This is a genomic window from Phenylobacterium sp., from assembly GCF_035944335.1.
Lineage (GTDB): Bacteria > Pseudomonadota > Alphaproteobacteria > Caulobacterales > Caulobacteraceae > Phenylobacterium.
Window position 1 is genome coordinate 74,625 of record NZ_DASZBG010000040.1, and the last position, 20,419, is coordinate 95,043.

Below are 20,419 nucleotides of genomic sequence, written 5' to 3' on the forward strand. Positions count from 1 at the left end.
CGTAAGACGCCCGGGGAATGGCGTCCCCCATGGGAGGAATTTTCGATGAGATCTAAACTGATGCTGGCCGCCGCCGCGGCCGTGATCCTGGGCGCGGGCGCCGCAATCGCAGCGCCGCCCGCCTATGTGACCGCCGCGGTCTCCGACAAGGGCCGTCCCGAGGCGGACACCAAGCGCGACGCCGACCGCAAGCCCGCCGAAATGCTCGAATTCGCCGGCATCAAGCCCGGCATGACCGTGGTCGACCTGATCCCGGGCGGCGGATACTTCACCCGCATCTTCTCCAAGGCGGTCGGGCCGAAGGGGACCGTCTACGCCGTCGGCGGGCCGCCGCGGCCGGTGACCGATCCCGCCAAGCCGCCGCCGACCCCGGCGCAGGATGTCATCGCCGCCGACCCGAACTATGCCAACGTCAAGTCGGTGCACACTCAGTTCCAGTCCCTGGCCGTGCCGACCAAGGCCGACGTGGTCTGGACCTCGCAGAATTACCACGACCTGCACAACGTCCCGAACCTCGACATGGCGGCCTTCGACAAGGCGGTCTACGACGCGCTGAAGCCGGGCGGGGAGTTCATCGTGCTCGACCACCGCGCCAATCCCGGCGATCCGGGCGTCACCAAGACCCTGCACCGCATCGATCCGGCGGTGGTGAAGGCCGAGGTGACCGCCGCGGGCTTCAAGTACGAGGGCGAGAGCACGGTGCTCAAGAACCCGGCCGACGACCACACCAAGGGCATCCGCGACGGCTTCTCGCAAGGCCAGACGGACCAGTTCATCTACAAGTTCCGTAAACCCAAGTAAGTGTCTGTAAAATCATAGGGAGTACGCCATGACCCGCATTGCGTTCATCGGCCTGGGCAACATGGGCGGCGGGATGGCCGCCAACCAGGCCAAGGCGCAGCGGCAGGTCATGGCGTTCGACCTCTCCAAGGCGGCCCTGGAGAAGGCCGAGGCCGCGGGTTGCGCGCCGGTTGGGTCCGTGGCCGAGTCCGTGGCGGACGCCGAGGTCGTCGTCACCATGCTGCCCGCTGGGCCGCACGTGCGCCAAGTCTACGCCGAGCAGGTCCTGCCCAACGCCCCGAAGACGGCGCTGCTGATCGACTGCTCGACCATCGACGTGGAAAGCGCCCGCGCCGTCGCCGCCCAGGCCAAGGCGGCCGGCTTCCGCTTCGCCGACGCGCCGGTCTCCGGCGGGACGGCGGCGGCCGAAGCCGGGACGCTGGCGTTCATGGTGGGCTGCGATGAGGCCGATTTCGCGGCAGTGGAGGCTGCGCTGAAGCCGATGAGCCGGATCACCGTGCGGGCCGGCGACCATGGCGCGGGCCAGGCGGCGAAGATCTGCAACAACATGGTGCTCGGCATCTCGATGATCGGGGTGTGCGAGGCCCTGGCGCTCGCCGAAAAGCTCGGCCTCGACCCGGTGAAGTTCCACGAGATCTCCTCGCAGTCCTCCGGCCAGTGCTGGAGCCTGACCAGCTATTGCCCGTGGCCCGGCCCGGTGCCGGCCGCGCCGTCCAACCGCAACTACGAGGGCGGCTTCGCCACGGCGATGATGCTGAAGGACCTGAAACTGGCGCAGGAGGCGGCCGCGAAATCCGGCGCCGCGGCGCCGCTCGGCGCGACGGCCGAGGGACTCTACGCCCTGTTCGACCGGCTGGGTTTCGGGGGCAAGGATTTCTCGGCGATTCTCGAGCTGTTCCGAGGCAGAGTCGCCGCGGATCAAGAGACTGGGACCTAGAGTCACGAATTGAGGACTTTTCGTCGCTTCCGAGGCGGGGCTAACGCGCGCATATTGCGGTAGAGCAATTCCTGACGCCTGCGTCAGGTAGACAATGAGGTTGGCTGGTGCGAAAAGCCCGGCCATCGAAATAGGGGTCGTTTCCGGGCGCGAGATGGTCGAACGCCTGGGTCGGCAGTGGGTCGATGGATTACCGTTCCGCGTTCCATGACGCTTTGCAGAAGGTCCACGCCGAGGGCCGCTACCGGGTGTTCGCGGACCTCAAGCGACACCGCGGCGAGTTCCCGTGCGCCACCTGGACCCGTCCGGACGGGAGCCAGCAGGACGTCATCGTCTGGTGCTCCAACGACTATCTCGGCCAGGGCCAGAACCCGCTCGTGCTCGACGCCATGCATCAGGCGATCGAGGAGGCCGGCGCCGGCTCCGGCGGCACCCGCAACATCTCCGGCACCACGCACTACCATGTCGAGCTTGAGCGTGAGCTCGCCGACCTGCACCGCAAGGAAGCGGCGCTGCTGTTCACCTCCGGCTACGTGTCGAACGAAGCCACCTTGTCGACGCTGTCGAAGATCCTGCCTGGCCTGATCATCTTCTCCGACGCGCTGAACCACAATTCGATGATCTCCGGCATCCGCGGCGCGCGCTGCGAACGCCACGTGTTCCGGCACAACGATCTGGCCCACCTGGAGGAGCTGCTGGCCGCCGCCGATCCGAAGGCGCCCAAGGTCGTCGCCTTCGAGAGCGTCTATTCCATGGACGGCGACATCGCCGACATGGTGGGCACAGTCGCGCTGGCCAAGAAATATGGCGCCATGACCTACCTCGACGAGGTGCACGCGGTCGGCATGTACGGGCCCCGCGGGGCCGGCGTCGCCGAGCGTGACGGCGTCATGGCCGACATCGACATCATCGAAGGCACCCTGGGCAAGGCGTTCGGCGTCATGGGCGGCTACATCGCGGCCGACACCGTGATCGTCGATGCGATCCGCAGCTGGGCCGACGGCTTCATCTTCACGACCTCGATCCCGCCGGCCCTGGCCGCCGGGGCGGCCGCCTCGATCCGCTACCTCAAGGCCCACGACGAGGTGCGCGTGGCGCACCAGGAACGCGCCGCGGCCCTGAAGGCCAAGTTCGCCAAGGCGGGTTTGCCGGTCATGCCCTCGGTCAGCCACATCGTGCCGGTGCTGGTGGGCGACGCCGTCCACTGCAAGCTGATCTCCGACATCCTGCTGGCCGATCACGGCATCTATGTGCAGCCGATCAACTATCCGACCGTGCCGCGCGGCACCGAGCGGCTGCGCTTCACGCCGTCGCCGGCCCACACCGACAAGATGATGGATGAGCTGACGGGCGCGCTCGAAGCGCTCTGGACGCGCTGCAACATTGCCCGCGTCGGCGGCGTGGCGGCCTAGGCCTTCAACGGCCAGGTGAGCCGCGCGTCACCTGGCACTGGGAGAAGGTGGCCGCCGCATCGGCGACCGTTCCATCGTAGACCGTGCTGAGGCGCATGACGTCCGGCACCTTCAGCCCGCCCACCGTCTGGTAGCTGATGTCGACCACGAGGTGGGTCTTGCCGGGGCCGCTGGCCGGCAGGTAGTCGCCGACGTAGTGGCTGAGCACCAGGCCGGCGGGGTCGTGTGCGAACGACGGGTCGACGGTCGAGGTGAAGCTGGGCGCGCTGATCGCCAGGTGCGAAATCTCCCCAGCCCGGTTGGTCTCCATCCGCACGACGCTGTCGCCATCCTTGTAGTTGAGGCGATAGCCGCCGGCCTGGGCGGCGACGGTCAGGTCAGCCTGGCTCGGTGCGGGCGTCGGCGGCTGGATCATGAACAGCGACCAGGTTGAGAAGAAGCCGCCGAGCTCCTGGTCCAGGCCCGCGAAGATCTGCTGGATGCTGGCGGCCTGCTGGGCGGTGCGGCCTGTGCCCGTATCCTTCTTGTCCAGCTTGATCCCGCCCTCGCTGTCGATCGTCAGGACGAATTGCAACTGGTCGAGCATGGCGAAGGCGTTCTGGAACTGCGGATTGCTGCGGGGTTGGCGGAGCACCACCGTCCAGTCCGGCGTCATCCGGCAACGCGCGCCGCCGAAACCCAGGCGCTTGAGACTGTAGTAGTCGGCCCCGAGCCGCCTCATCAGGGCCGCATTGGCGTTGGACGCCTGGGCGGTCACCGAAGCCGGAAGCGCTGCGACAGCGGCAGCGATGAGTAGACGAGTGAAATCCCGCATGGCCAATGCCCCCGAGAGGGGAACTTAAGCGAGAAGCCTGCCCTCTGCTACGGTCACGCTTGAATCTAGGCGGGCCGCGCGCGGCCCTTGGCGCTCCAGCCGCCCTTGAAGGTGCGGATCTCCTCGATGGCCACGTCGTAGGGACGGCCGCCGCTCTCGACCAGCATCTCGTCGCCGATCCCGGGGCGCACGGGCGCCACGGACCAGATCACCACCTCGCCGCGGGCGATGCCATCGTCGAGGATTTCGTAGCCGCTGGTGTTGAAGGGGCGCAGCGCGAGGTCGGACATGGCCTATTTCCTCCGCCGAACGCCGCGGCCCAGGCCGATCTGCTTGGCGAAGTCCGACCGCCGCGCGGCATAGGCCGGCGCGACCATCGGATAGTCGGGCGCCAGACCCCAGCGCCTGCGGTACTCATCGGGGCTCATGTTGTAACGCGAGCGCAGGTAGCGCTTGAGCATCTTCAGCTTCTTGCCGTCCTCGAGGCAGACGATGAAGTCGTGCTGCACGGACTTGCCGATCGGCACCGCGGCCTTGGGCCGCTCCTCGACGCTCGGAGGCGCGCCGCGGGTGATGCCTTCGAGGGTCTGGTGGACGGTGCGGATGATCTCCGGCACGGCGTCGGCTGCTACGGCGTTGCGGCTCACATAGGCCGCCACGATCCCCACCCCGAGGCGCAACAACTCCTCACCCGCATAGCCTTCGGGGTCGGGCCCTACGCTCATCTTGTCCCCCTTGATTTCCCTGCACACGCGACGCAGGCGTCGGCTTGCGCCGACACCTTGGCCGAGCGAGTAACGCCACAGGATGGGCTTCGTTCCCGCCACAATTGGAAGCCGGCCCGGATAGGGGTAAACAGCGCTCTCCGCCGCCCCCAGACTCACACGCCAACCGAAAGGCGCCGCCCTTGACCCTGCACGTCCAAGCCCAGCCGAGCACCGAGGATTTCTTCCGCCAAGGCGTTGGCGCGTCCGATCCGGATCTGGCCGCGGTGCTCCACAAGGAGCTGAAGCGCCAGCAGGACCAGATCGAACTGATCGCCTCGGAAAACATCGTCTCCAAGGCGGTGCTGGAGGCGCAAGGGTCGGTGCTCACCAACAAATATGCCGAGGGCTATCCGGGCAAGCGCTACTATGGCGGCTGCGAGGTGGTGGACGAGGCGGAGGAACTGGCCCGGGAGCGCGCCAAGCAGCTGTTCGGCTGCGAATTCGTCAACGTCCAGCCGCACTCCGGGAGCCAGGCCAACCAGGCGGTCTTCATGGCCACCATGTCGCCCGGCGACACCTTCATGGGCATGGACCTGGCGGCGGGCGGCCACCTGACCCACGGCAAGAACGTCAACCAGTCGGGCAAGTGGTTCCGGCCGGTCCACTACGGCGTCCGCCCCCAGGACCACCTGATCGACTACGACCAGGCGGAGGAGGTCGCCCTCGCCGAAAAGCCGAAGGTGATCATCGCCGGCGGATCGGCCTATTCGCGGCAGATCGATTTCGCCCGCTTCCGCGAGATCGCTGACAAGGTGGGCGCGATCGTCATGGCCGACATCGCCCACTATGCGGGCCTCGTGGCGGCCGGCGTTTATCCCAACCCGTTCCCGCACGCCCAGATCGTCACCACCACCACCCACAAGACCTTGCGTGGCCCGCGCGGCGGCATGGTCATGACCAACGACAAGAAGCTCGCCAGGAAGATCGACAGCGCGGTTTTCCCGGGACTGCAGGGCGGGCCGCTGATGCATGTCATCGCGGCCAAGGCCGTGGCCTTCGGCGAGGCGCTGCGGCCCGAGTTCAAGCTCTATGCCCGCCAGGTGATCGACAACGCCCGGGCGCTGGCCGACAGCCTGCAGAGCGCGGGCTTCAAGATCGTCTCCAACGGCACCGACAGCCACCTGATGCTGGTTGATCTGACGCCCAAGGGCGTCACCGGCGCCGACGCCGAAACCGCCCTGGAGCGGGCCGGCATCACCACCAACAAGAACGGCATCCCCTTCGACCCCCTGCCGCCGATGCAGACCTCCGGCCTGCGCGTCGGCTCGCCCGCCGGCACGACCCGCGGCTTCGGCCCCGCCGAGTTCCGCCAGATCGGCGCCTGGATCGGCGAGGTGCTCGACGGCCTGAAGGACGGCGGCGACAATTCCGCGGTGGAGGCGAAAGTCCGCGCCGAGGTGCTGCAACTGACGAAGCGCTTCCCCATCTACTCCTAATGGTGTTTGCTGGCCGTCTAGGGGGCTAAATCATGCGCTGCCCGTTCTGCGGCCACGCCGAAAGCCAGGTGAAGGACAGCCGTCCGTCGGAAGACGGCGCGGCGATCCGGCGTCGCCGGATGTGCCCCGAATGCGAGGGCCGGTTCACGACCTTCGAGCGGGTGCAGCTGCGCGAGCTGACCATCCTCAAGCGCTCGGGCCGGCGCACGCCCTTCGACCGCGACAAGCTGGCCCGCTCCGTCGCCATCGCCATCCGCAAGCGGCCGATCGACCCCGAGCAGGTGGAGCGGATGATCTCCGCCATCGTGCGCCAGCTGGAGAGCATGGGCGAGACCGAGTTGCCGTCCTCGGCGATCGGCGAACTGGTCATGAAGCACCTCAAGCAGCTCGATGACGTGGCCTACGTCCGCTACGCCTCGGTCTATCGCGACTTCCGCGAGACCTCCGACTTCGCCCGCTTCCTGGGCGAGGAGGGTCTGAGCGAGGCCGCGCTCGACGAGCGCTAGGCCCCAAGACCAGGCCATGGCGCACGTCACCCTGAAACTCGCCACCTCGCTCGACGGCCGCATCGCCACCGCGGCCGGCGAGAGCCGCTGGATCACCGGCGAGGCGGCCCGTGACGAGGTCCACCGCCTGCGCGCCGAGCACGATGCGGTGCTGATCGGCGCCGAGACCGCGCTCGCCGACGATCCTGAGCTCACCGTCCGGCTGGCCGGCTACAAGGGCGCGCAGCCCGCCCGCGTGGTGCTGGACAGCCGCCAGCGCCTCAGTCCCACGTGCAAGCTGGTCCGCACCGCCCGCGAGGTCCCGACCTATGTGGTGGCCACGACGCCGCCGGAGCCGGCGCTGATCGAGGCCGGCGTGCGCGTGCTGAGTGTGCGCGCCGTCGGCGAGGATCGGCCGGAGCTAAAGATGGTCGTCCAGGCGCTTGAAGATGAAGGACTTTCCAGGATCTTTGTCGAAGGCGGCGGCCAGGTCGCGGCGAGCTTCCTGCGCTGCGGGCTGGTCGACGCCATCGAGTGGTTCCGCGCCCCCATGATGATCGGCGGGGAAGGGCGGCCGGCGGTCGGCGCGCTGGCCATTGCGGCGCTCGCCGCGGCGCCCCATTTCCGGCGCGTGGCCGTGGCCGAGCTCGGCCCCGACCTTTGGGAGCGCTACGCGAAGACCTGATGTTCACCGGGATCGTCACCGACGTGGGGCGCGTGCGGGCCATCCGCGACACCAATCGCGACCGGCGGTTTGAGATCGAGACGGGGTTCGATCTAACGAGCGTCGACATCGGCGCCTCGGTCAACCATGCCGGCTGCTGTCTGACGGTGGTGGAGAAGGGCGCGGGCTGGTTCGCCGTCGAGGTGTCCGGCGAGACGCTGGCCGTCTCCACGCTCGGCGACTGGCGCGAGGGCCGGCGTGTCAACCTGGAGCGCGCCGCGAGGCTTGGCGACGAGCTCGGGGGCCATATCGTCTCCGGCCACGTGGACGGCATGGGCGAGGTGGTCGCGGTCGAGGCGGAAGGTGGATCCCATCGCGTGCGCATCCGCGCGCCCAGGCCGCTGCACCGTCTCATCGCGCCGAAGGGCTCGATCACCATCGAAGGGGTGTCGCTGACCGTCAACGAGGTGGACGACGATATGTTCGGCGTGAACCTGATTCCACACACCTGGGAGGTGACGACGCTGGGCGAGCTGAAGCCCGGCGCCCGCGTCAACCTCGAGATCGACATGCTGGCGCGCTATCTCGCCCGCTGGCGCGAAACGGCCTAAAGGGTCGGCCGAAGCCCCCTTTTGGCCGGCCGGGAGCCCCGATGAGCGACGACAAGATCCGCATCCTGATCGTGGAGGCCCGCTTCTACGATCATCTGGCCGACGCCCTGCTGGCCGGCGCCAAGTCGGTGCTGGACGCCTTCGGGGCGGAGTATGATGTGGTCACCGTGCCCGGCGCCCTGGAGATCCCCGCCGCCATCGCCTTCGCCGAGGAGGGCGGCCACCGCCCGGCCGGCGCGGTCGCCTACGACGGCTATGTGGCCCTGGGCGCGGTGATCCGTGGCGAGACCTATCACTTCGAGATCGTCGCGGGCGAGAGCGCGCGCGGCCTCATGGACCTGGCGGTGGGCAGGCGGTTGGCCATCGGCAACGGCATCCTCACGGTTGAGGACGAGCCTCAGGCCCTGGCCCGGGCGCGGTCCGAGGAGGGCGACAAGGGCGGCGGCGCGGCCCGCGCGGCCCTGGAGATGGTCACGCTGAAGCGCCAGTTGCTCGGCCAGAAGCGATGAAGCAGCCCAAGTCCAAACAGGCGCGCTCGGTGGCGCGGCTGGCCGCCATCCAGGCGCTCTACCAGATGGAGGTCTCCGGCGTCGGCGCCGAGGCGGTGATCCGCGAGTTCACCGAGCACCGCTTCGACCGCGCCATACCGCTGGAGACCGGACCGCTGGACTCCGGCGAGGCCGTCACCCTGGCCTCGGCGGACGAGGCCTTCTTCGCCGACCTGGTGCGCGGCGTGGTGGCGCAGCAGGGCGAGATCGACAAGGCCATCGCCAAGCGTCTGGCCAGCGGCTGGCGGCTGGAGCGCCTCGACGCCACGGTGCGCGCCATGCTGCGCGCCGGCGCCTACGAACTGGCGCACCGGCCGGACGTCCCCACCGAGGTCGCGATCGACGAATATGTCGAGCTCGCAAAGTCCTTCTTCGAAGGCCCGGAGCCGGGGTTCGTGAACGGCGCCCTGGACGCGGTGGCCCAGGATGTCCGGTCCTAAGGCCCCGAGGGCTGACGAGTTCGGCGAGATCGAACGGCTCTTCCGGCCGCTGACCGGCGGGGCGCCTGGCGCCTATGGACTGATGGACGACGCCGCCGTCGTGCCCGGGCGGCCGGGCTTCGACCTGGTCATCACCAAGGACGCCATTGTCGAGGGCGTGCATTTTCCGCAAGGCGAGGCGCCCGGCCTGGTGGCGCAGAAGCTGCTGCGCGTGAACCTCTCGGACCTTGCGGCCAAGGCCGCCGAGCCCTTCGCCTGCTTCCTCGCCGTCGCCTGGCCGGAACGCTTCGAAGCCGCAGACCGCGCGGCCTTCGCCGCGGGCCTCGGCGCGGACCTCAAGACCTTCGGCGTGGACCTGCTGGGCGGCGACACGGTGGCGACGCCCGGCCCCTTCTGGGCCAGCCTCACCGCCCTTGGCTGGGTCCCCCAGGGCCAGATGGTCCGCCGCGCCGGCGCGGTCCCCGGGAATATCCTGATGGTCAGCGGCGTCATCGGTGACGGCGGGCTCGGTCTCGCCGCGGTGCGCGGCGAGGTCGCCGATCCCGACGGCTATCTGGCGGGGCGCTATCGGCTGCCGATCCCGCGGCTCGACCTTCGCGATGCGCTTCGCGAGGCCGCCACGGCCGCGGCCGACGTCTCCGACGGCCTGGTGGCGGACGTCCGTCATATCGCCGAGGCGAGCGGCGTGCGTCTGGCGATCGACCTCGACCGGCTGCCGCTGTCGGAGGCCGCGCGCCGCTGGCTGGCCGTCCAGCCGGACCGGGCCAAGGCTTTGCTGGCGCTGGCGAGCGCCGGCGACGACTATGAAATCGTCTGCACCGCGGCCAAGGGCGCGGGGCTGGCGGGCTGCACGGTGATCGGCGAGGTGCGGCGGGGCGAAGGGCTGGAGGTCCGATGCGACGGCAAGCTGATCGACCCGGGCCCCGGCGGCTGGCGCCACCTCTGAGCCCGGCCGGAACCTCGACCGAGGCCGGGGGTTCCAATCTAGCGCGCCGCCCGCGCGGCCGGAGCCTTCCATGACCCCGCCCATCGGGATCGTCTCCCTCGAGACCGCGTCCCCGCCCTATGAACTGTCCCAGGACGAGGTCCTGGAGACGGTGCTGACCCATTTCGGCGACCGCTTCCCGCTGGTCGAGCGCCTGGCCCCGGTGTTCGCCAATTCGGGCATCCGCACGCGTCAGGCCGTCCGGCCCCTCGAATGGTACCTGGAGTCCCGCGGCTGGCCCGAACGCAGCGCGACCTATCTGGAGGGCGCGCTCGACCTGTTCTGCGACGCCGCCGGCAAGGCGCTGGCGGCGGCCGGCCTCACCGGCGCCGACGTGGACGTCATCGTCACCGCCTCCACCACCGGCGTCGCGACGCCGAGCCTCGAGGCCCGGGCCATGGGCCGGATGGGCTTTCGGCCGGACGCCGCCCGGGTGCCGGTGTTCGGCATCGGCTGCGCCGGCGGCGCGACGGGCCTGGCGCTCGCCTCGCGGCTCGCCGCCGCCCAGCCCGGCGCGACGGTGCTGTTCGTCACCGTCGAGCTCTGCACGCTCGCCTTCCGCAACGACGAGGTCAGCGCCACCGACATCGTGGCCACCGCCCTGTTCGGCGATGGCGCGGCCGCCTGCGTTCTGCGCTCCGGCGAGGACGGCTTCGCCCGTGTCGCCAGCTATGCCGAACACACGTGGCCCGACAGCCTCGACGTCATGGGCTGGCGGATGGACGGCCAGGGCCTGGGCGTGGTGCTCAGCCAGTTCGTGCCGCCCTTCGTGCAGAAGAAGCTGCGCCCCGCCATGGAAACGATGCTCGCCGCACAGGGGCTTGGCATGGAGGATGTGGATCGCTTCATCTGCCATCCGGGAGGCGCCAAGGTGATCGAGGCCCTGGAGACGGCGCTCGATCTTGGCCAAGGCGCCCTCGACGTCGAACGCGACGTGCTTCGCGCGCACGGCAACATGTCGGCGCCGACGGTGCTGTTCATCCTCGACCGCATCCGTCGCCACGGCCTGCCGCCGCGCTCCGTACTCACCGCCATGGGCCCGGGGTTCACCGCGAGCACGGTCGCCCTGCTGGCGGCATGACGCTCGCGACCCTCGTCCTTGGGCTCGTGACCCTGCAGCGGCTGGCGGAACTCGTCTATGCCGACCGCAACACCCGCCGGCTGATCGCCCGCGGCGCCGTCGAGAGCGGAGCCGAACACTATCCGATCATCGTGGGCCTGCACGCCGCCTGGCTCGCGGGGTTGTGGTGGTGGGGCTGGAATCGGCCGACGGACCTCGGCTGGCTCGGCGTCTACGTCGTCCTGCAGGGGCTGCGGACCTGGACCCTGGTCAGTCTCGGCGAGCGCTGGACGACGCGGATCATCGTGCTCCCGGGCGAGCCCCTGGTGCGCCGTGGGCCCTATCGCTTCTTCCCGCATCCGAACTACGCCGTGGTGGCCGCGGAGATCGCGGTCCTGCCGCTGGTCTTCCATATGCCGGCCTATGCCGCGCTGTTCAGCGCGCTCAACGCCTCCATCCTGTGGGTGCGGATTCGCGCCGAGGGCCGCGCGCTGAGCGAGCCCCTGGAAGAAAAGCCGCAGGCTGGCGTCAAGCCCCGCAGTCAGGCCCCCGGTCAGAGTCAGGCCAGATCGAAGCGCACTTCGGACCGCCCATAGTCGAGGGCCACCGCGTTGAACTGGGTGAGCAGGTCCATGCCGAGCACGATCGCCGGCTGCTCCTTCAGGCCCCAGAGTTCGAAGATATGGGTGTCGGCATAGACCGTCGGCACATTGCCCAGAGTCAGTCCGCCCAGCCGCAGGAACGGCAGATAGAACATCACACCGCTGAACGGCTCTCCCGCCAGCGTCTCCAGCTTCACCGGGATGGGCACGGACGGCTGGCCGCGATGGTGCTCGATTTCCTCGACCATGCGGCGCAGCGGGGCGTTGCAGATGGTCGCCTGCGAGCCGGAATCGATCATCGCACTGATGCGGTGCCCGCTGAGGTCGGCGTCGACGATGGTCAGCTGCCCCTGCCGCTTGCGGGCCGGCACCACGACGTGGTTCTCGCGCGATTGATCCGAGTGCGAGCGGCTGATTTCCAGAGACTTCTTCTTGAAGTCCAGCACCAGCCGCTGGCCGGCCAGCCAGTCGACGCCGAGCACGCCATCCACCTGCGGCCCGAGCTCCGGCAAGGACGCGGCGCGGACGTCCCTGCGGGTCCGGTCGCCGACGTTCAGGCTGTCGATCATCACGCTGGGCCGGGTGCGCACGCCGACCGCGGTGTGCACCGGCGCGGGCGCGGCGGCGGTGAGCATCAACCGCTCCGCCAGCTCGTGGGAGACGCAGCTTACATTGGCGCCGGTGTCGATCAGGAAGTGGAACGGGCCCTGGCCGTTGATGCCCACGGGGGCCAGCATGTGTTCGAAGGGATCGTGACCGGTGCCGAGCTGGGTCGGCGAATCCTCGGGGATGCGGGAGCCGGTCGGCGGGTCCTCGGCCCAGGCGCGACCGAAGGGCAGGGCGGCGGCGCCCCCGAGCAGACCGAGCCCGGCGCCGCGCCTGGTCAGGCGCATTCCCATGGCGTTTCCTTCCATTTGCGGCAGGATATCACCGTTCGGCGGTCGCCGCACGGTCAAGCCTGCCGCCTAAACCATGCGGAAACCTGACGCGGACATAGTGGCCGGATGATCCGACGCCTCCTGATCGCCGCCATGGTCCTCGCGCTCGCCCCGGCGGCGCGCGCCGGCCCGGCCGGTCCGGCGCAGGTGGGCCAGTACGTGGACCTCCAGCCGGTCGGCTTGCCGATCGTCGTGCGAGGCCAGTTGGTCAACTACGTCTTCGTATATGTGCGGCTGAACCTGGCGGCCGACGCCGACGCCACGCGGCTGAGGGACAAGGAGCCTTTCTTCCGCGACGCCCTGGTCCGCATGGCCCACCGGACGCCGTTCACCCTGGCGGGCGACTACAACCGGGTCGACGAGGGCCGGTTGATCGCCGGGCTGTCGCGGGAGGCTGCCGCGATCGCCGGTCCCGGCGCGGTCCGCTCCGTGGTGGTCACCTCGCAGGCTCCGCAGCACCGTATCCCCACCCCCAGAACCTGATAAGACCGGGCCGGGCGGCGGCCTGCTGAGCGGCAGGTTGCGTGTACGGGCGGAGTTTGGCACTTTCGCGCCGCCTAATTCGGGGCGCGGCTTTGTGCGCGCCTCATCATTCGGGGAATCAATGGGCTGGGTTCGAACCGGCGGCCGTCATTCGAGACGGCGTCCGGTTCAGCTTCCGCGCCATCGGAGAGGGACGCGCACGATATGAGTTCAACGCTTACGCTGGTGATCCTGGCGGGCCTGCTTGCGGTGCTTTACGGCGCCGTGCAGTCCGCCGCGCTCCTTCGGGCCTCGCCCGGCAATGCGCGCATGCAGGAGATCGCCGCCGCCATCCAGGAAGGCGCGACCGCCTATCTGCGGCGGCAATATATGACCATCGCCATGGTCGGGGTGGTGATCCTCATCGCCCTGGCCCTGCTGCTCGGGCCGTTGGAGGCCACGGGCTTCCTGATCGGCGCCGTCCTCTCGGGCGCGGCGGGCTTCGCCGGCATGCTGATCTCGGTCCGCGCCAATGTGCGCACGGCCCAGGCGGCGTCGGAAAGCCTCGACAAGGGCCTCTCCATGGCGTTCCGCTCGGGCGCGGTCACCGGCATGCTGGTGGCGGGCTTCGCCCTCTTGGGCGTCTCGGTCTACTACACCATCCTCACCGGGCCGCTGGGCTTCGATCCCACCAGCCGTGACGTCATCGACAGCCTGGTGTCGCTGGGCTTCGGCGCGTCGCTGATCTCCATCTTCGCCCGTCTCGGCGGCGGCATCTTCACCAAGGGCGCCGACGTGGGCGGCGATATGGTGGGCAAGGTCGAGGCCGGGATTCCGGAGGACGACCCCCGCAACGCCGCGACCATCGCCGACAATGTGGGCGACAACGTCGGCGATTGCGCCGGCATGGCCGCCGACCTGTTCGAGACCTATGCGGTGACCACGGTCGCCACCATGGTGCTGGCCGCGATCTTCTTCCGCGGCACCGACTATGTCGGCAACATGATGCTGCTGCCGCTGGCCATCTGCGGCGTCTGCGTGGTGACCTCCATCATCGGCACCTTCTTCGTGCGCCTGGGCAAGAGCCGCAACATCATGGGCGCGCTCTACCAGGGCCTGATCGTCACCGGCGCGCTGTCCATCCTGGCGATCTGGTGGGTGACCTCGAAAATGGTCCCCGACGTGGTCACGGTCGGCGACAAGAGCTTCGGCCCGATGAGCCTGTTCTGGTGCGGCATCGTCGGCCTGGGCGTCACCGCGGCTATCGTGGTGATCACCGAGTACTACACCGGCACGGGCTACCGCCCGGTGAAGTCGGTGGCCAAGGCTTCGGTCTCCGGTCACGGCACCAATGTGATCCAGGGTCTGGCCATGTCGCTGGAATCCACGGCGCTCCCGGCGCTGACGATCATCGTCGGCATCATCGTGGCCTTCAACCTGGCGGGCCTGTTCGGCATCGCCATCGCCACCACCGCCATGCTGTCGCTGGCGGGCTTCATCGTGGCGCTCGACGCCTTCGGCCCCGTCACCGACAACGCCGGCGGCATCGCGGAGATGGCGGGTCTGCCGGCCGAGGTGCGCGTCTCCACCGACGCCCTCGACGCGGTGGGCAACACCACCAAGGCGGTGACCAAGGGCTATGCGATCGGCTCGGCCGGTCTCGGCGCCCTGGTGCTGTTCGCGGCCTACACCTCGGACCTGAAGTTCTTCGCCAACACCACCGACCCGGCGTCGTTCTTCTACAACCTGGGCACGGTCGCATTCGACCTCTCCAACCCCTATGTGGTGGTCGGCCTGCTGTTCGGGGGTCTCTTGCCCTTCCTGTTCGGCGGTCTGTCCATGACGGCGGTGGGCCGCGCGGCCGAAGCGGTCGTGGCCGAGGTGCGTCGCCAGTTCAAGGAGAACCCCGGCATCATGACCGGGGAGGTGAAGCCGGAATACGGCCGCGCCGTCGACATCCTGACCAAGGCGGCGATCCGCGAGATGATCGTGCCGAGCCTGCTGCCGGTGGCCTCGCCGATCGTGCTGTTCTTCATCATCAAGGCGATCGCCGGCAAGGTCGACGCCTTCGCCTCGCTGGGCGCCATGCTGATGGGCGTCATCGTGACCGGCCTCTTCGTGGCCATCTCGATGACCTCCGGCGGCGGGGCCTGGGACAACGCCAAGAAGCTGATCGAAGAGGGCCACTACGGCGGCAAGGGCTCCGAGGCGCACAAGGCCGCGGTCACCGGCGACACCGTCGGCGACCCCTACAAGGACACGGCGGGCCCCGCCGTGAACCCGATGATCAAGATCACCAACATCGTGGCCCTGCTGCTCCTGGCGGTGCTGGCGCACGGCGTGATCCACTGATCGCGGCCACGACCTGAACGAAGACGCCCCGGAGAGCGATCTCCGGGGCGTTTTCGATTCCGGGCTTGGAGCTGGATCCCCGCATTCGCGGGGATGAGTCGCTTCGCGCTCAGTTCCGCCGGTCGCCCGGGCGGGTGCCGGGGACGCCTTCGTCCTCGCTGTTCGGCAGCACCCCGCCGTGGCCGACGGTGCCCAGCATCTGTTCGAGCACGGTCATCTCGCGGCCGCGGGTCGGCGTCTCGCGACCGTTGTAGGCGATCACCTTGCCGTCTTTCAGCGTGTAGCTGTGCACGCTCGCCACCTTCTCGCTCTCCTTGTCGAAGGCGATGGCGGTGACGTTGCGGGCCACCACGGTCGGGCGCCGGAACGCGACGCGGGACTTCACCTGGTTCATGTAGAACCAGATGTTCGGATCGAAGGTGGAGGTCGCCGAGGGGGAGCCGAGCTTGCCCCGCACCGTCGACTTGGTGTCCACGTCCACCTTCACGTCCTTCGGATCGGACTCGATGGCCTGGAAGCCGGAATAGGAGTTGATCGGCGCACAGGCGGCCACCGAGAGATACCCGACAGCCAGGGCGGCGAAGGCGGCGCGACGAAACATCTGCAATCAAAGCCCACTTCAGCGGCAAGAGGCTTTGACCTATCTGTCGCCGCCCCTTAGTTCAATGCCGCCTTTAGTCCCGGCATCGGGCGAAATCGAGGCCTTCGTATGCTTCTGGACCGTCTGTTCCGCCCCCGGCCTGCCCAGACCATGGGCCGCGCCCTCTACGCCCAGGTGGTCGAGCAGGCGCGCACGCCCAGGCTCTATGAGGAGCTCGGCTGCCCCGACACGGTGGAGGGCCGCTTCGAGCTCTACACTCTGCATCTGATGCTGCTGCTGGAGCGGCTGCGCGAGGGCGGCGAGGCGGCTGGGCCGGTGTCACAGGCCCTGTTCGACGCCTATCTGAAGGGCCTCGACGACGCGCTGCGCGAGATGGGCGTTGGCGATCTTTCCGTCGGCAAGAAGATGCGCCGGCTGGGCGAGGCCTTCTATGGCCGCGGCAAATCGTTCGACGCCGCGCTCGCGGCCTTGCCGGACACAGAGCTCCTGACCGCGCTGTTGAGCCGCACCGTCTACGAGGGCGTCGACGCGGGCCGCGCGCCGGAACTGGCCGCCTATCTGCTCCGCCGCCGCGAGGCCCTGGCCGCCGAGCCTGTCGAGGGCCTGCTGGCCGGCGAGGTCGATTGGGGGGCGCCGTGAGCCAGGCCTGGGGCAAGTCCATCAAGCTGCATGAGCTGGGCCGCGGCCCCCGCCGCGTGCATCTCGCGCCCGACGAGGCCGAGCGCGCCGCGATCGCCCGCGAGCTCGATCTGCAGGGCCTTCCGGCGTTGGTCGCCGACCTGACCGTGCGGCCGTGGCTGGACGGCGCCGAGATCACCGGGCGTTTCGAGGCCATCGTCGAGCAGCTCTGCGCCGTGTCGCTGGATCCGTTCGAGCAGGCGCTGAGCGGCGAGATCGCCGTCCGGGTCGCGCCGGCCGGCAGCCCCAACGCCGCGCGCGACGAACCCGGCGAGGCCGAGCGCGATCCCGAGGCGCCCGATCCGCCGGACCTCCTGGCCGGCGAGGCCATCGACCTTGCCGCCTATGTGGTCGAGCACCTGGCCCTGGAAATCGACCCCTTCGCGCGCAAGCCGGGCGTCGAATTCGAATACGCCGCGCCTCCCGAGCCGGAATCGCCGTTCGCCGTGCTCCAGAAACTCAAGGACCAGAAGCCTTAAGCCGGCGCCGCCAGTTTGCATCGCCGCCATCGCCCGGCGTATCGTCACGCTCGATTCCGGGCCGCCGCCTAAAGGGACGCCAAGGCCGACTTGACCCAGTCCATCGTGATTTCGATCGACGCCATGGGCGGAGACCACGGACCGTCGGTCGTGGCGCCCGCCGTCGCCCACGCGCTCGCCGAGCTGCCGGACCGTGTGTGCTTCCTGCTGCACGGCGACGAGGCCCAACTCGCCCCGGCGATCGCCCATCATCCCGGCGCGGCCGGCCGCGTCACCATCCGCCATGCCGAACGGGTCATCGGCATGGACGAGAAGCCCGCCCAGGCGCTGCGCCGGAGCAAGGGGTCCTCCATGTGGAACGCCGTCGAGTCCGTCCGCGAGGGCGAGGCGGCCGCGGCGGTCTCGGCCGGCAACACCGGCGCCCTGATGGCCATCTCCAAGCTGATCCTGCGGATGAGCGCCGATCTCGAACGCCCGGCCCTGGTCACCAGCATTCCGACGCCGCACGGCGTGACCACCTTCCTCGACGTCGGCGCCAATGTGGACTGCGACGCCGAGCGGCTCGTGGAGTTCGCCATCATGGGCGAGGCCTATCACCGCGCCGCCCACGGCGAGCCGCGCCCGACCGTGGGCCTGCTCAACGTCGGCTCCGAGGAGATGAAGGGCCACGAGGAGGTGCGCGAAGCCCACCGGGTCCTGCGCGCCGGCGCCTTCGATCTCGACTACCGCGGCTTCGTGGAAGGCGACGACATCACCAAGGGCTCGGTGGACGTGGTGGTCACCGACGGCTTCACCGGCAATGTGGCGCTGAAGGCCATGGAGGGCGCGGCGCGGTTCATCACCGGGGAGCTGCGGACCGCGCTCACCAGCGGCGGCTTGGCCACGGCCGGCGCGTTCCTGGCGCGCGGCGCATTGGGCAAGTTCCGCGACCGCATGAACCCGCCGCCCGCGGCGCCCTTGCTGGGCCTCAACGGGCTGGTCCTGAAGGTTCACGGCGGGGCCAGCGGGCGCGACTTCGCCCAGGCGCTGAGGGTCGCGGCCGACCTCGCACAAAGCGACTTCGCCGCGGAGATCGAACGCAATATGAGACGGCTCCCCGCGGCGCTCGCGGACACCAGCCCCGAGCCTGCCGATGGAGCCTCCTAGGTGCCGAGCGTGATGCGTAGCGTAGTGACCGGCGTGGGCGGATATCTGCCCGACCAAGTGGTGACCAACGCCGACCTGGCCAAGTTCGTCGAGACCTCCGACGAATGGATCCACGAGCGCACCGGCATCCGCCAGCGGCGCAAGGCCGCCGACGACCAGCCGGTCTCCGATCTCGCCTGCGCCGCCGCCCGCATCGCCCTGGAGGCCGCCGGCCGCACCCCCGCCGACGTCGATCTGATCGTGGTGGCCACCACCACCGGCGACCTGACCTTCCCGGCTACGGCCACCATCGTCCAGCGCAAGCTGGGCTGTCCGGTGGGCATCGCCTTCGACGTCCAGGCGGTCTGCTCGGGCTTCGTCTACGCCCTGTCGGTGGCCGACGGCTTCGTGGCCCGCAACCGCTCCAAATGCGCGCTGGTCATCGGAGCCGAGTGCATGACCCGGCTGATGGACTGGACCGACCGCGGCACCTGCGTGCTGTTCGGCGACGGCGCCGGCTGCGTGGTCGTGGAGCCGATGGAAGGCGAGGGGGCCATCACCGACCGCGGCTTGCTGGGCTTTGCGCTGCGCGCCGACGGCACCAAGCAGGAGCTGCTGTTCGTCGATGGCGGCGTCTCCACCACCGGCACGGTCGGCCACCTGCGCATGCAGGGCAACCAGGTGTTCCGCCACGCCGTGGTGAACATCTCCGAGGCCATCCACGCCGCCGCCAAGGATGCCGGCATCGCCGTGGAGAGCGTCGACTGGTTCATCCCGCATCAGGCCAACCAGCGCATCCTGGAAGGCGTCGCCCGACGCGTCGGCATCGACGAGCACAAGGTGATCTCCACGGTCGCCCAGCACGCCAACACCTCGGCAGCCTCGATCCCGCTGGCCCTGTACCAGGGCGTGCAGGACGGCCGGGTGAAGCCGGGCCACCTGCTGCTTCTCGAAGCCATGGGCGGCGGCCTGACCTGGGGCGCATGTGTGGTGCGCCTGTAACGCTTAACCACGCTCGACAATCGGGCCCTTGAAGTCTTTGACCCGATGGGACAATCAGTTCAGGCTCATCACATCGGTTCGGGGGAACGGACGGGCATGAAAGGCGAAACGGTGACGCGCGCCGATCTGTGCGAGGCGGTCCACGAGGAAGTGGGCCTCACCCGGCAGGATTGCGGCGAGCTGGTCGAACGCGTGCTGGAGCTCATGTCGCTGGCGCTCGAGCACGGCGAACAGGTCAAGCTCTCCGGCTTCGGCGTCTTCCAGGTGCGCGCCAAACGCGCCCGCATGGGCCGCAATCCCAAGACCGGCGAACCCGCCGCCATCGAGCCGCGCCGGGTGATCGGCTTCCGCGCTTCCCAGGTCATGAAGGCGCGGGTCGACCGGGCCCTGTCGCGGTGAGGACCGCGTAATCCCGTGGCCAAGGGCCCGGAAGCCTTTCGGACAATCTCCGAGGCGGCCGACGAGCTGGACGTGCCGCAGCACGTGCTGCGCTTCTGGGAAACCAAGTTCGCCTTCATCCGGCCCATGAAGCGAGCCGGCGGCCGCCGCTTCTACCGCCCCAGCGACATCGCCGTGCTCAAGGGGGTCCGCCGCCTGCTGCACGACGAGGGCTACACCATCAAGGGCGTCCAGCGCCTCTGCCGCGAGCACGGCGTCCGCCGCCTGGTCGCCGCCGGGCAGGAGCAAGGCGCCGCGGGGTCCGCAAGCATGGGCTTGCCCGCGCACGGCGCCCTCAGCGATCACGGCCGCGACCGCCTCACCGAAATGCTGGCCGAACTCGAGGACGCCAAGCAACGCCTCGACGGGATTCTGCGGAAATAGGGAAATCTCGCCGCCGGGCCGCTGGTCGGAGCGACAGGATTTGAACCTGCGACCCCTTGACCCCCAGTCAAGTGCGCTACCAGGCTGCGCCACGCTCCGCGAGGCCCAGGCGGCGAGGGCGGTCTTCTAGCGGCTTCGGCCGACCGGGCAAATGCAAAATCTCCAACCCCTCACCGCTCTCGGTTCATCCAGCTGATCAGCGGGAACAGCGGCACGCCCCACAAGATGCCGGCGAGGCCGAAGTAGAGGCCCTGCCAGGCCCAGTGCTTGGGGATGTGGTCGCCAATCGTCGCCACCATGGCCACGTAGGTTGCCAGGAAGGCCAGGATGGCGATCATGCCGATCAGTTTGCGCAGGCGTGGGCTCATGGCGCGGTCATAGCGGGCCACCCCGGGCCG

The 20,419-nt window shown here is 69.3% G+C and carries 26 protein-coding genes and 1 tRNA gene; 20 read left to right on the forward strand and 7 right to left on the reverse strand.

Translation table 11 applies throughout. The features are described 5' to 3' along the window. Positions 1 to 45: 45 nt before the first annotated feature. The 3 genes from VGT80_RS07355 (at position 46) to hemA (ending at position 3,150) form a co-directional block, all read left to right on the forward strand. Complete coding sequence (locus tag VGT80_RS07355) at positions 46 to 801, forward strand: methyltransferase (protein WP_327454335.1); 756 nt, start codon at positions 46 to 48, stop codon at positions 799 to 801. Between the two features lie 28 nt (positions 802 to 829). Beyond that, positions 830 to 1,738 (forward strand): 3-hydroxyisobutyrate dehydrogenase, encoded by a 909-nt coding sequence (gene mmsB / locus VGT80_RS07360; protein ID WP_327454337.1) that lies wholly within the window; start codon positions 830 to 832, stop codon positions 1,736 to 1,738. A 185-nt stretch (positions 1,739 to 1,923) separates the two neighbouring features. Next, positions 1,924 to 3,150: a 5-aminolevulinate synthase gene (hemA, locus tag VGT80_RS07365; protein ID WP_327454339.1), complete on the forward strand. Its 1,227-nt coding sequence runs from the start codon at positions 1,924 to 1,926 to the stop codon at positions 3,148 to 3,150. A 4-nt stretch (positions 3,151 to 3,154) separates the two neighbouring features. Here the strand turns inward: hemA and VGT80_RS07370 are convergent, their stop codons facing one another. The 3 genes from VGT80_RS07370 to VGT80_RS07380 all read right to left on the reverse strand — a co-directional run bounded on the left by VGT80_RS07370 (position 3,155) and on the right by VGT80_RS07380 (position 4,689). After that, positions 3,155 to 3,871: a hypothetical protein gene (locus VGT80_RS07370; protein ID WP_327454341.1), complete on the reverse strand. Its 717-nt coding sequence runs from the start codon at positions 3,869 to 3,871 to the stop codon at positions 3,155 to 3,157. Between the two features lie 158 nt (positions 3,872 to 4,029). Further along, a complete protein-coding gene (locus tag VGT80_RS07375; protein WP_327454343.1) occupies positions 4,030 to 4,254 on the reverse strand; it encodes a hypothetical protein in 225 nt (74 codons plus the stop codon). 3 nt (positions 4,255 to 4,257) lie between these two features. Next, positions 4,258 to 4,689, reverse strand: a complete 432-nt coding sequence (locus tag VGT80_RS07380; protein ID WP_327454345.1) for a MucR family transcriptional regulator — start codon at positions 4,687 to 4,689, stop codon at positions 4,258 to 4,260. Positions 4,690 to 4,877: 188 nt separating this feature from the next. Between VGT80_RS07380 and glyA the strand changes: the two genes are divergently transcribed. The 9 genes from glyA (at position 4,878) to VGT80_RS07425 (ending at position 11,556) form a co-directional block, all read left to right on the forward strand. Next, positions 4,878 to 6,167: a serine hydroxymethyltransferase gene (gene glyA / locus VGT80_RS07385; RefSeq protein ID WP_327454574.1), complete on the forward strand. Its 1,290-nt coding sequence runs from the start codon at positions 4,878 to 4,880 to the stop codon at positions 6,165 to 6,167. Between the two features lie 32 nt (positions 6,168 to 6,199). Then, entirely contained in the window at positions 6,200 to 6,673 is a 474-nt protein-coding gene (gene nrdR, locus VGT80_RS07390) for a transcriptional regulator NrdR (protein ID WP_327454347.1), read from the forward strand. A gap of 16 nt (positions 6,674 to 6,689) precedes the next feature. Beyond that, positions 6,690 to 7,337: a RibD family protein gene (locus VGT80_RS07395; protein WP_327454349.1), complete on the forward strand. Its 648-nt coding sequence runs from the start codon at positions 6,690 to 6,692 to the stop codon at positions 7,335 to 7,337. Then, positions 7,337 to 7,927, forward strand: a complete 591-nt coding sequence (locus VGT80_RS07400) for a riboflavin synthase (protein WP_327454351.1) — start codon at positions 7,337 to 7,339, stop codon at positions 7,925 to 7,927. Before VGT80_RS07395 ends, VGT80_RS07400 begins: the two co-directional genes overlap by 1 nt. 41 nt (positions 7,928 to 7,968) lie before the next feature. Beyond that, positions 7,969 to 8,436: a 6,7-dimethyl-8-ribityllumazine synthase gene (ribH, locus tag VGT80_RS07405; protein ID WP_327454353.1), complete on the forward strand. Its 468-nt coding sequence runs from the start codon at positions 7,969 to 7,971 to the stop codon at positions 8,434 to 8,436. After that, on the forward strand, positions 8,433 to 8,915 hold the full coding sequence (gene nusB / locus VGT80_RS07410) for a transcription antitermination factor NusB (protein ID WP_327454355.1): 483 nt from the start codon (positions 8,433 to 8,435) through the stop codon (positions 8,913 to 8,915). Before ribH ends, nusB begins: the two co-directional genes overlap by 4 nt. Further along, positions 8,902 to 9,861 carry a thiamine-phosphate kinase gene (thiL, locus tag VGT80_RS07415; RefSeq protein ID WP_327454357.1) on the forward strand — a complete coding sequence of 320 codons (960 nt, stop codon included), beginning with the start codon at positions 8,902 to 8,904 and terminating at the stop codon, positions 9,859 to 9,861. The genes nusB and thiL overlap by 14 nt, the downstream gene beginning before the upstream one ends. 70 nt (positions 9,862 to 9,931) lie before the next feature. Next, on the forward strand, positions 9,932 to 10,981 hold the full coding sequence (locus VGT80_RS07420; RefSeq protein ID WP_327454359.1) for a type III polyketide synthase: 1,050 nt from the start codon (positions 9,932 to 9,934) through the stop codon (positions 10,979 to 10,981). Beyond that, a complete protein-coding gene (locus VGT80_RS07425; RefSeq protein ID WP_327454361.1) occupies positions 10,978 to 11,556 on the forward strand; it encodes an isoprenylcysteine carboxyl methyltransferase family protein in 579 nt (192 codons plus the stop codon). The genes VGT80_RS07420 and VGT80_RS07425 overlap by 4 nt, the downstream gene beginning before the upstream one ends. Here the strand turns inward: VGT80_RS07425 and VGT80_RS07430 are convergent. Then, on the reverse strand, positions 11,520 to 12,461 hold the full coding sequence (locus tag VGT80_RS07430) for a retroviral-like aspartic protease family protein (protein WP_327454363.1): 942 nt from the start codon (positions 12,459 to 12,461) through the stop codon (positions 11,520 to 11,522). The genes VGT80_RS07425 and VGT80_RS07430 overlap by 37 nt on opposite strands. A 105-nt stretch (positions 12,462 to 12,566) precedes the next feature. Here VGT80_RS07430 and VGT80_RS07435 point away from each other — a divergent pair, with 105 nt between their 5' ends. Continuing rightward, positions 12,567 to 12,983: a hypothetical protein gene (locus VGT80_RS07435; protein ID WP_327454365.1), complete on the forward strand. Its 417-nt coding sequence runs from the start codon at positions 12,567 to 12,569 to the stop codon at positions 12,981 to 12,983. Positions 12,984 to 13,187: 204 nt separating this feature from the next. Then, positions 13,188 to 15,314, forward strand: a complete 2,127-nt coding sequence (locus VGT80_RS07440) for a sodium-translocating pyrophosphatase (RefSeq protein WP_327454367.1) — start codon at positions 13,188 to 13,190, stop codon at positions 15,312 to 15,314. A 109-nt stretch (positions 15,315 to 15,423) separates the two neighbouring features. Here VGT80_RS07440 and VGT80_RS07445 read toward each other — a convergent pair whose 3' ends face one another. Further along, a complete protein-coding gene (locus VGT80_RS07445; RefSeq protein ID WP_327454369.1) occupies positions 15,424 to 15,915 on the reverse strand; it encodes an outer membrane protein assembly factor BamE in 492 nt (163 codons plus the stop codon). 108 nt (positions 15,916 to 16,023) lie between these two features. Here VGT80_RS07445 and VGT80_RS07450 point away from each other — a divergent pair, with 108 nt between their 5' ends. From VGT80_RS07450 to VGT80_RS07475, 6 genes are all read left to right on the forward strand, one after another. After that, a complete protein-coding gene (locus VGT80_RS07450) occupies positions 16,024 to 16,554 on the forward strand; it encodes a ubiquinol-cytochrome C chaperone family protein (protein WP_327454371.1) in 531 nt (176 codons plus the stop codon). Next, the gene (locus VGT80_RS07455; RefSeq protein ID WP_327454373.1) at positions 16,551 to 17,072 is read left to right on the forward strand and encodes a DUF177 domain-containing protein; all 522 of its coding nucleotides are present in this window, start codon (positions 16,551 to 16,553) and stop codon (positions 17,070 to 17,072) included. Before VGT80_RS07450 ends, VGT80_RS07455 begins: the two co-directional genes overlap by 4 nt. A gap of 90 nt (positions 17,073 to 17,162) precedes the next feature. After that, entirely contained in the window at positions 17,163 to 18,218 is a 1,056-nt protein-coding gene (gene plsX, locus VGT80_RS07460; protein ID WP_327454375.1) for a phosphate acyltransferase PlsX, read from the forward strand. Positions 18,219 to 18,230: 12 nt separating this feature from the next. Beyond that, entirely contained in the window at positions 18,231 to 19,199 is a 969-nt protein-coding gene (locus VGT80_RS07465; protein WP_327454377.1) for a beta-ketoacyl-ACP synthase III, read from the forward strand. Positions 19,200 to 19,295: 96 nt separating this feature from the next. Then, the gene (locus VGT80_RS07470) at positions 19,296 to 19,598 is read left to right on the forward strand and encodes an integration host factor subunit alpha (protein WP_327454379.1); all 303 of its coding nucleotides are present in this window, start codon (positions 19,296 to 19,298) and stop codon (positions 19,596 to 19,598) included. Positions 19,599 to 19,613: 15 nt separating this feature from the next. Continuing rightward, on the forward strand, positions 19,614 to 20,021 hold the full coding sequence (locus VGT80_RS07475) for a MerR family transcriptional regulator (RefSeq protein WP_327454381.1): 408 nt from the start codon (positions 19,614 to 19,616) through the stop codon (positions 20,019 to 20,021). 22 nt (positions 20,022 to 20,043) lie between these two features. Here VGT80_RS07475 and VGT80_RS07480 read toward each other — a convergent pair. Both VGT80_RS07480 and VGT80_RS07485 read right to left on the reverse strand, forming a co-directional pair. Next, positions 20,044 to 20,120: transfer RNA gene (locus VGT80_RS07480), tRNA-Pro, on the reverse strand. A 71-nt stretch (positions 20,121 to 20,191) separates the two neighbouring features. Continuing rightward, on the reverse strand, positions 20,192 to 20,389 hold the full coding sequence (locus VGT80_RS07485) for a DUF2842 domain-containing protein (RefSeq protein ID WP_327454383.1): 198 nt from the start codon (positions 20,387 to 20,389) through the stop codon (positions 20,192 to 20,194). Positions 20,390 to 20,419 lie beyond the last annotated feature (30 nt).

What these genes read in the sequence shown, in the direction of transcription:
- VGT80_RS07355 (WP_327454335.1), top strand. Translation starts at nt 46, where the DNA reads ATGAGATCTAAACTGATGCTGGCCGCCGCCGCGGCCGTGATCCTGGGC.
- mmsB (WP_327454337.1), top strand. Translation starts at nt 830, where the DNA reads ATGACCCGCATTGCGTTCATCGGCCTGGGCAACATGGGCGGCGGGATG.
- hemA (WP_327454339.1), top strand. Translation starts at nt 1,924, where the DNA reads ATGGATTACCGTTCCGCGTTCCATGACGCTTTGCAGAAGGTCCACGCC.
- VGT80_RS07370 (WP_327454341.1), bottom strand. Translation starts at nt 3,871, where the DNA reads ATGAGGCGGCTCGGGGCCGACTACTACAGTCTCAAGCGCCTGGGTTTC.
- VGT80_RS07375 (WP_327454343.1), bottom strand. Translation starts at nt 4,254, where the DNA reads ATGTCCGACCTCGCGCTGCGCCCCTTCAACACCAGCGGCTACGAAATC.
- VGT80_RS07380 (WP_327454345.1), bottom strand. Translation starts at nt 4,689, where the DNA reads ATGAGCGTAGGGCCCGACCCCGAAGGCTATGCGGGTGAGGAGTTGTTG.
- nrdR (WP_327454347.1), top strand. Translation starts at nt 6,200, where the DNA reads ATGCGCTGCCCGTTCTGCGGCCACGCCGAAAGCCAGGTGAAGGACAGC.
- VGT80_RS07395 (WP_327454349.1), top strand. Translation starts at nt 6,690, where the DNA reads ATGGCGCACGTCACCCTGAAACTCGCCACCTCGCTCGACGGCCGCATC.
- VGT80_RS07400 (WP_327454351.1), top strand. Translation starts at nt 7,337, where the DNA reads ATGTTCACCGGGATCGTCACCGACGTGGGGCGCGTGCGGGCCATCCGC.
- ribH (WP_327454353.1), top strand. Translation starts at nt 7,969, where the DNA reads ATGAGCGACGACAAGATCCGCATCCTGATCGTGGAGGCCCGCTTCTAC.
- nusB (WP_327454355.1), top strand. Translation starts at nt 8,433, where the DNA reads ATGAAGCAGCCCAAGTCCAAACAGGCGCGCTCGGTGGCGCGGCTGGCC.
- thiL (WP_327454357.1), top strand. Translation starts at nt 8,902, where the DNA reads ATGTCCGGTCCTAAGGCCCCGAGGGCTGACGAGTTCGGCGAGATCGAA.
- VGT80_RS07420 (WP_327454359.1), top strand. Translation starts at nt 9,932, where the DNA reads ATGACCCCGCCCATCGGGATCGTCTCCCTCGAGACCGCGTCCCCGCCC.
- VGT80_RS07425 (WP_327454361.1), top strand. Translation starts at nt 10,978, where the DNA reads ATGACGCTCGCGACCCTCGTCCTTGGGCTCGTGACCCTGCAGCGGCTG.
- VGT80_RS07430 (WP_327454363.1), bottom strand. Translation starts at nt 12,461, where the DNA reads ATGGGAATGCGCCTGACCAGGCGCGGCGCCGGGCTCGGTCTGCTCGGG.
- VGT80_RS07435 (WP_327454365.1), top strand. Translation starts at nt 12,567, where the DNA reads ATGATCCGACGCCTCCTGATCGCCGCCATGGTCCTCGCGCTCGCCCCG.
- VGT80_RS07440 (WP_327454367.1), top strand. Translation starts at nt 13,188, where the DNA reads ATGAGTTCAACGCTTACGCTGGTGATCCTGGCGGGCCTGCTTGCGGTG.
- VGT80_RS07445 (WP_327454369.1), bottom strand. Translation starts at nt 15,915, where the DNA reads ATGTTTCGTCGCGCCGCCTTCGCCGCCCTGGCTGTCGGGTATCTCTCG.
- VGT80_RS07450 (WP_327454371.1), top strand. Translation starts at nt 16,024, where the DNA reads ATGCTTCTGGACCGTCTGTTCCGCCCCCGGCCTGCCCAGACCATGGGC.
- VGT80_RS07465 (WP_327454377.1), top strand. Translation starts at nt 18,231, where the DNA reads ATGCGTAGCGTAGTGACCGGCGTGGGCGGATATCTGCCCGACCAAGTG.
- VGT80_RS07470 (WP_327454379.1), top strand. Translation starts at nt 19,296, where the DNA reads ATGAAAGGCGAAACGGTGACGCGCGCCGATCTGTGCGAGGCGGTCCAC.
- VGT80_RS07485 (WP_327454383.1), bottom strand. Translation starts at nt 20,389, where the DNA reads ATGAGCCCACGCCTGCGCAAACTGATCGGCATGATCGCCATCCTGGCC.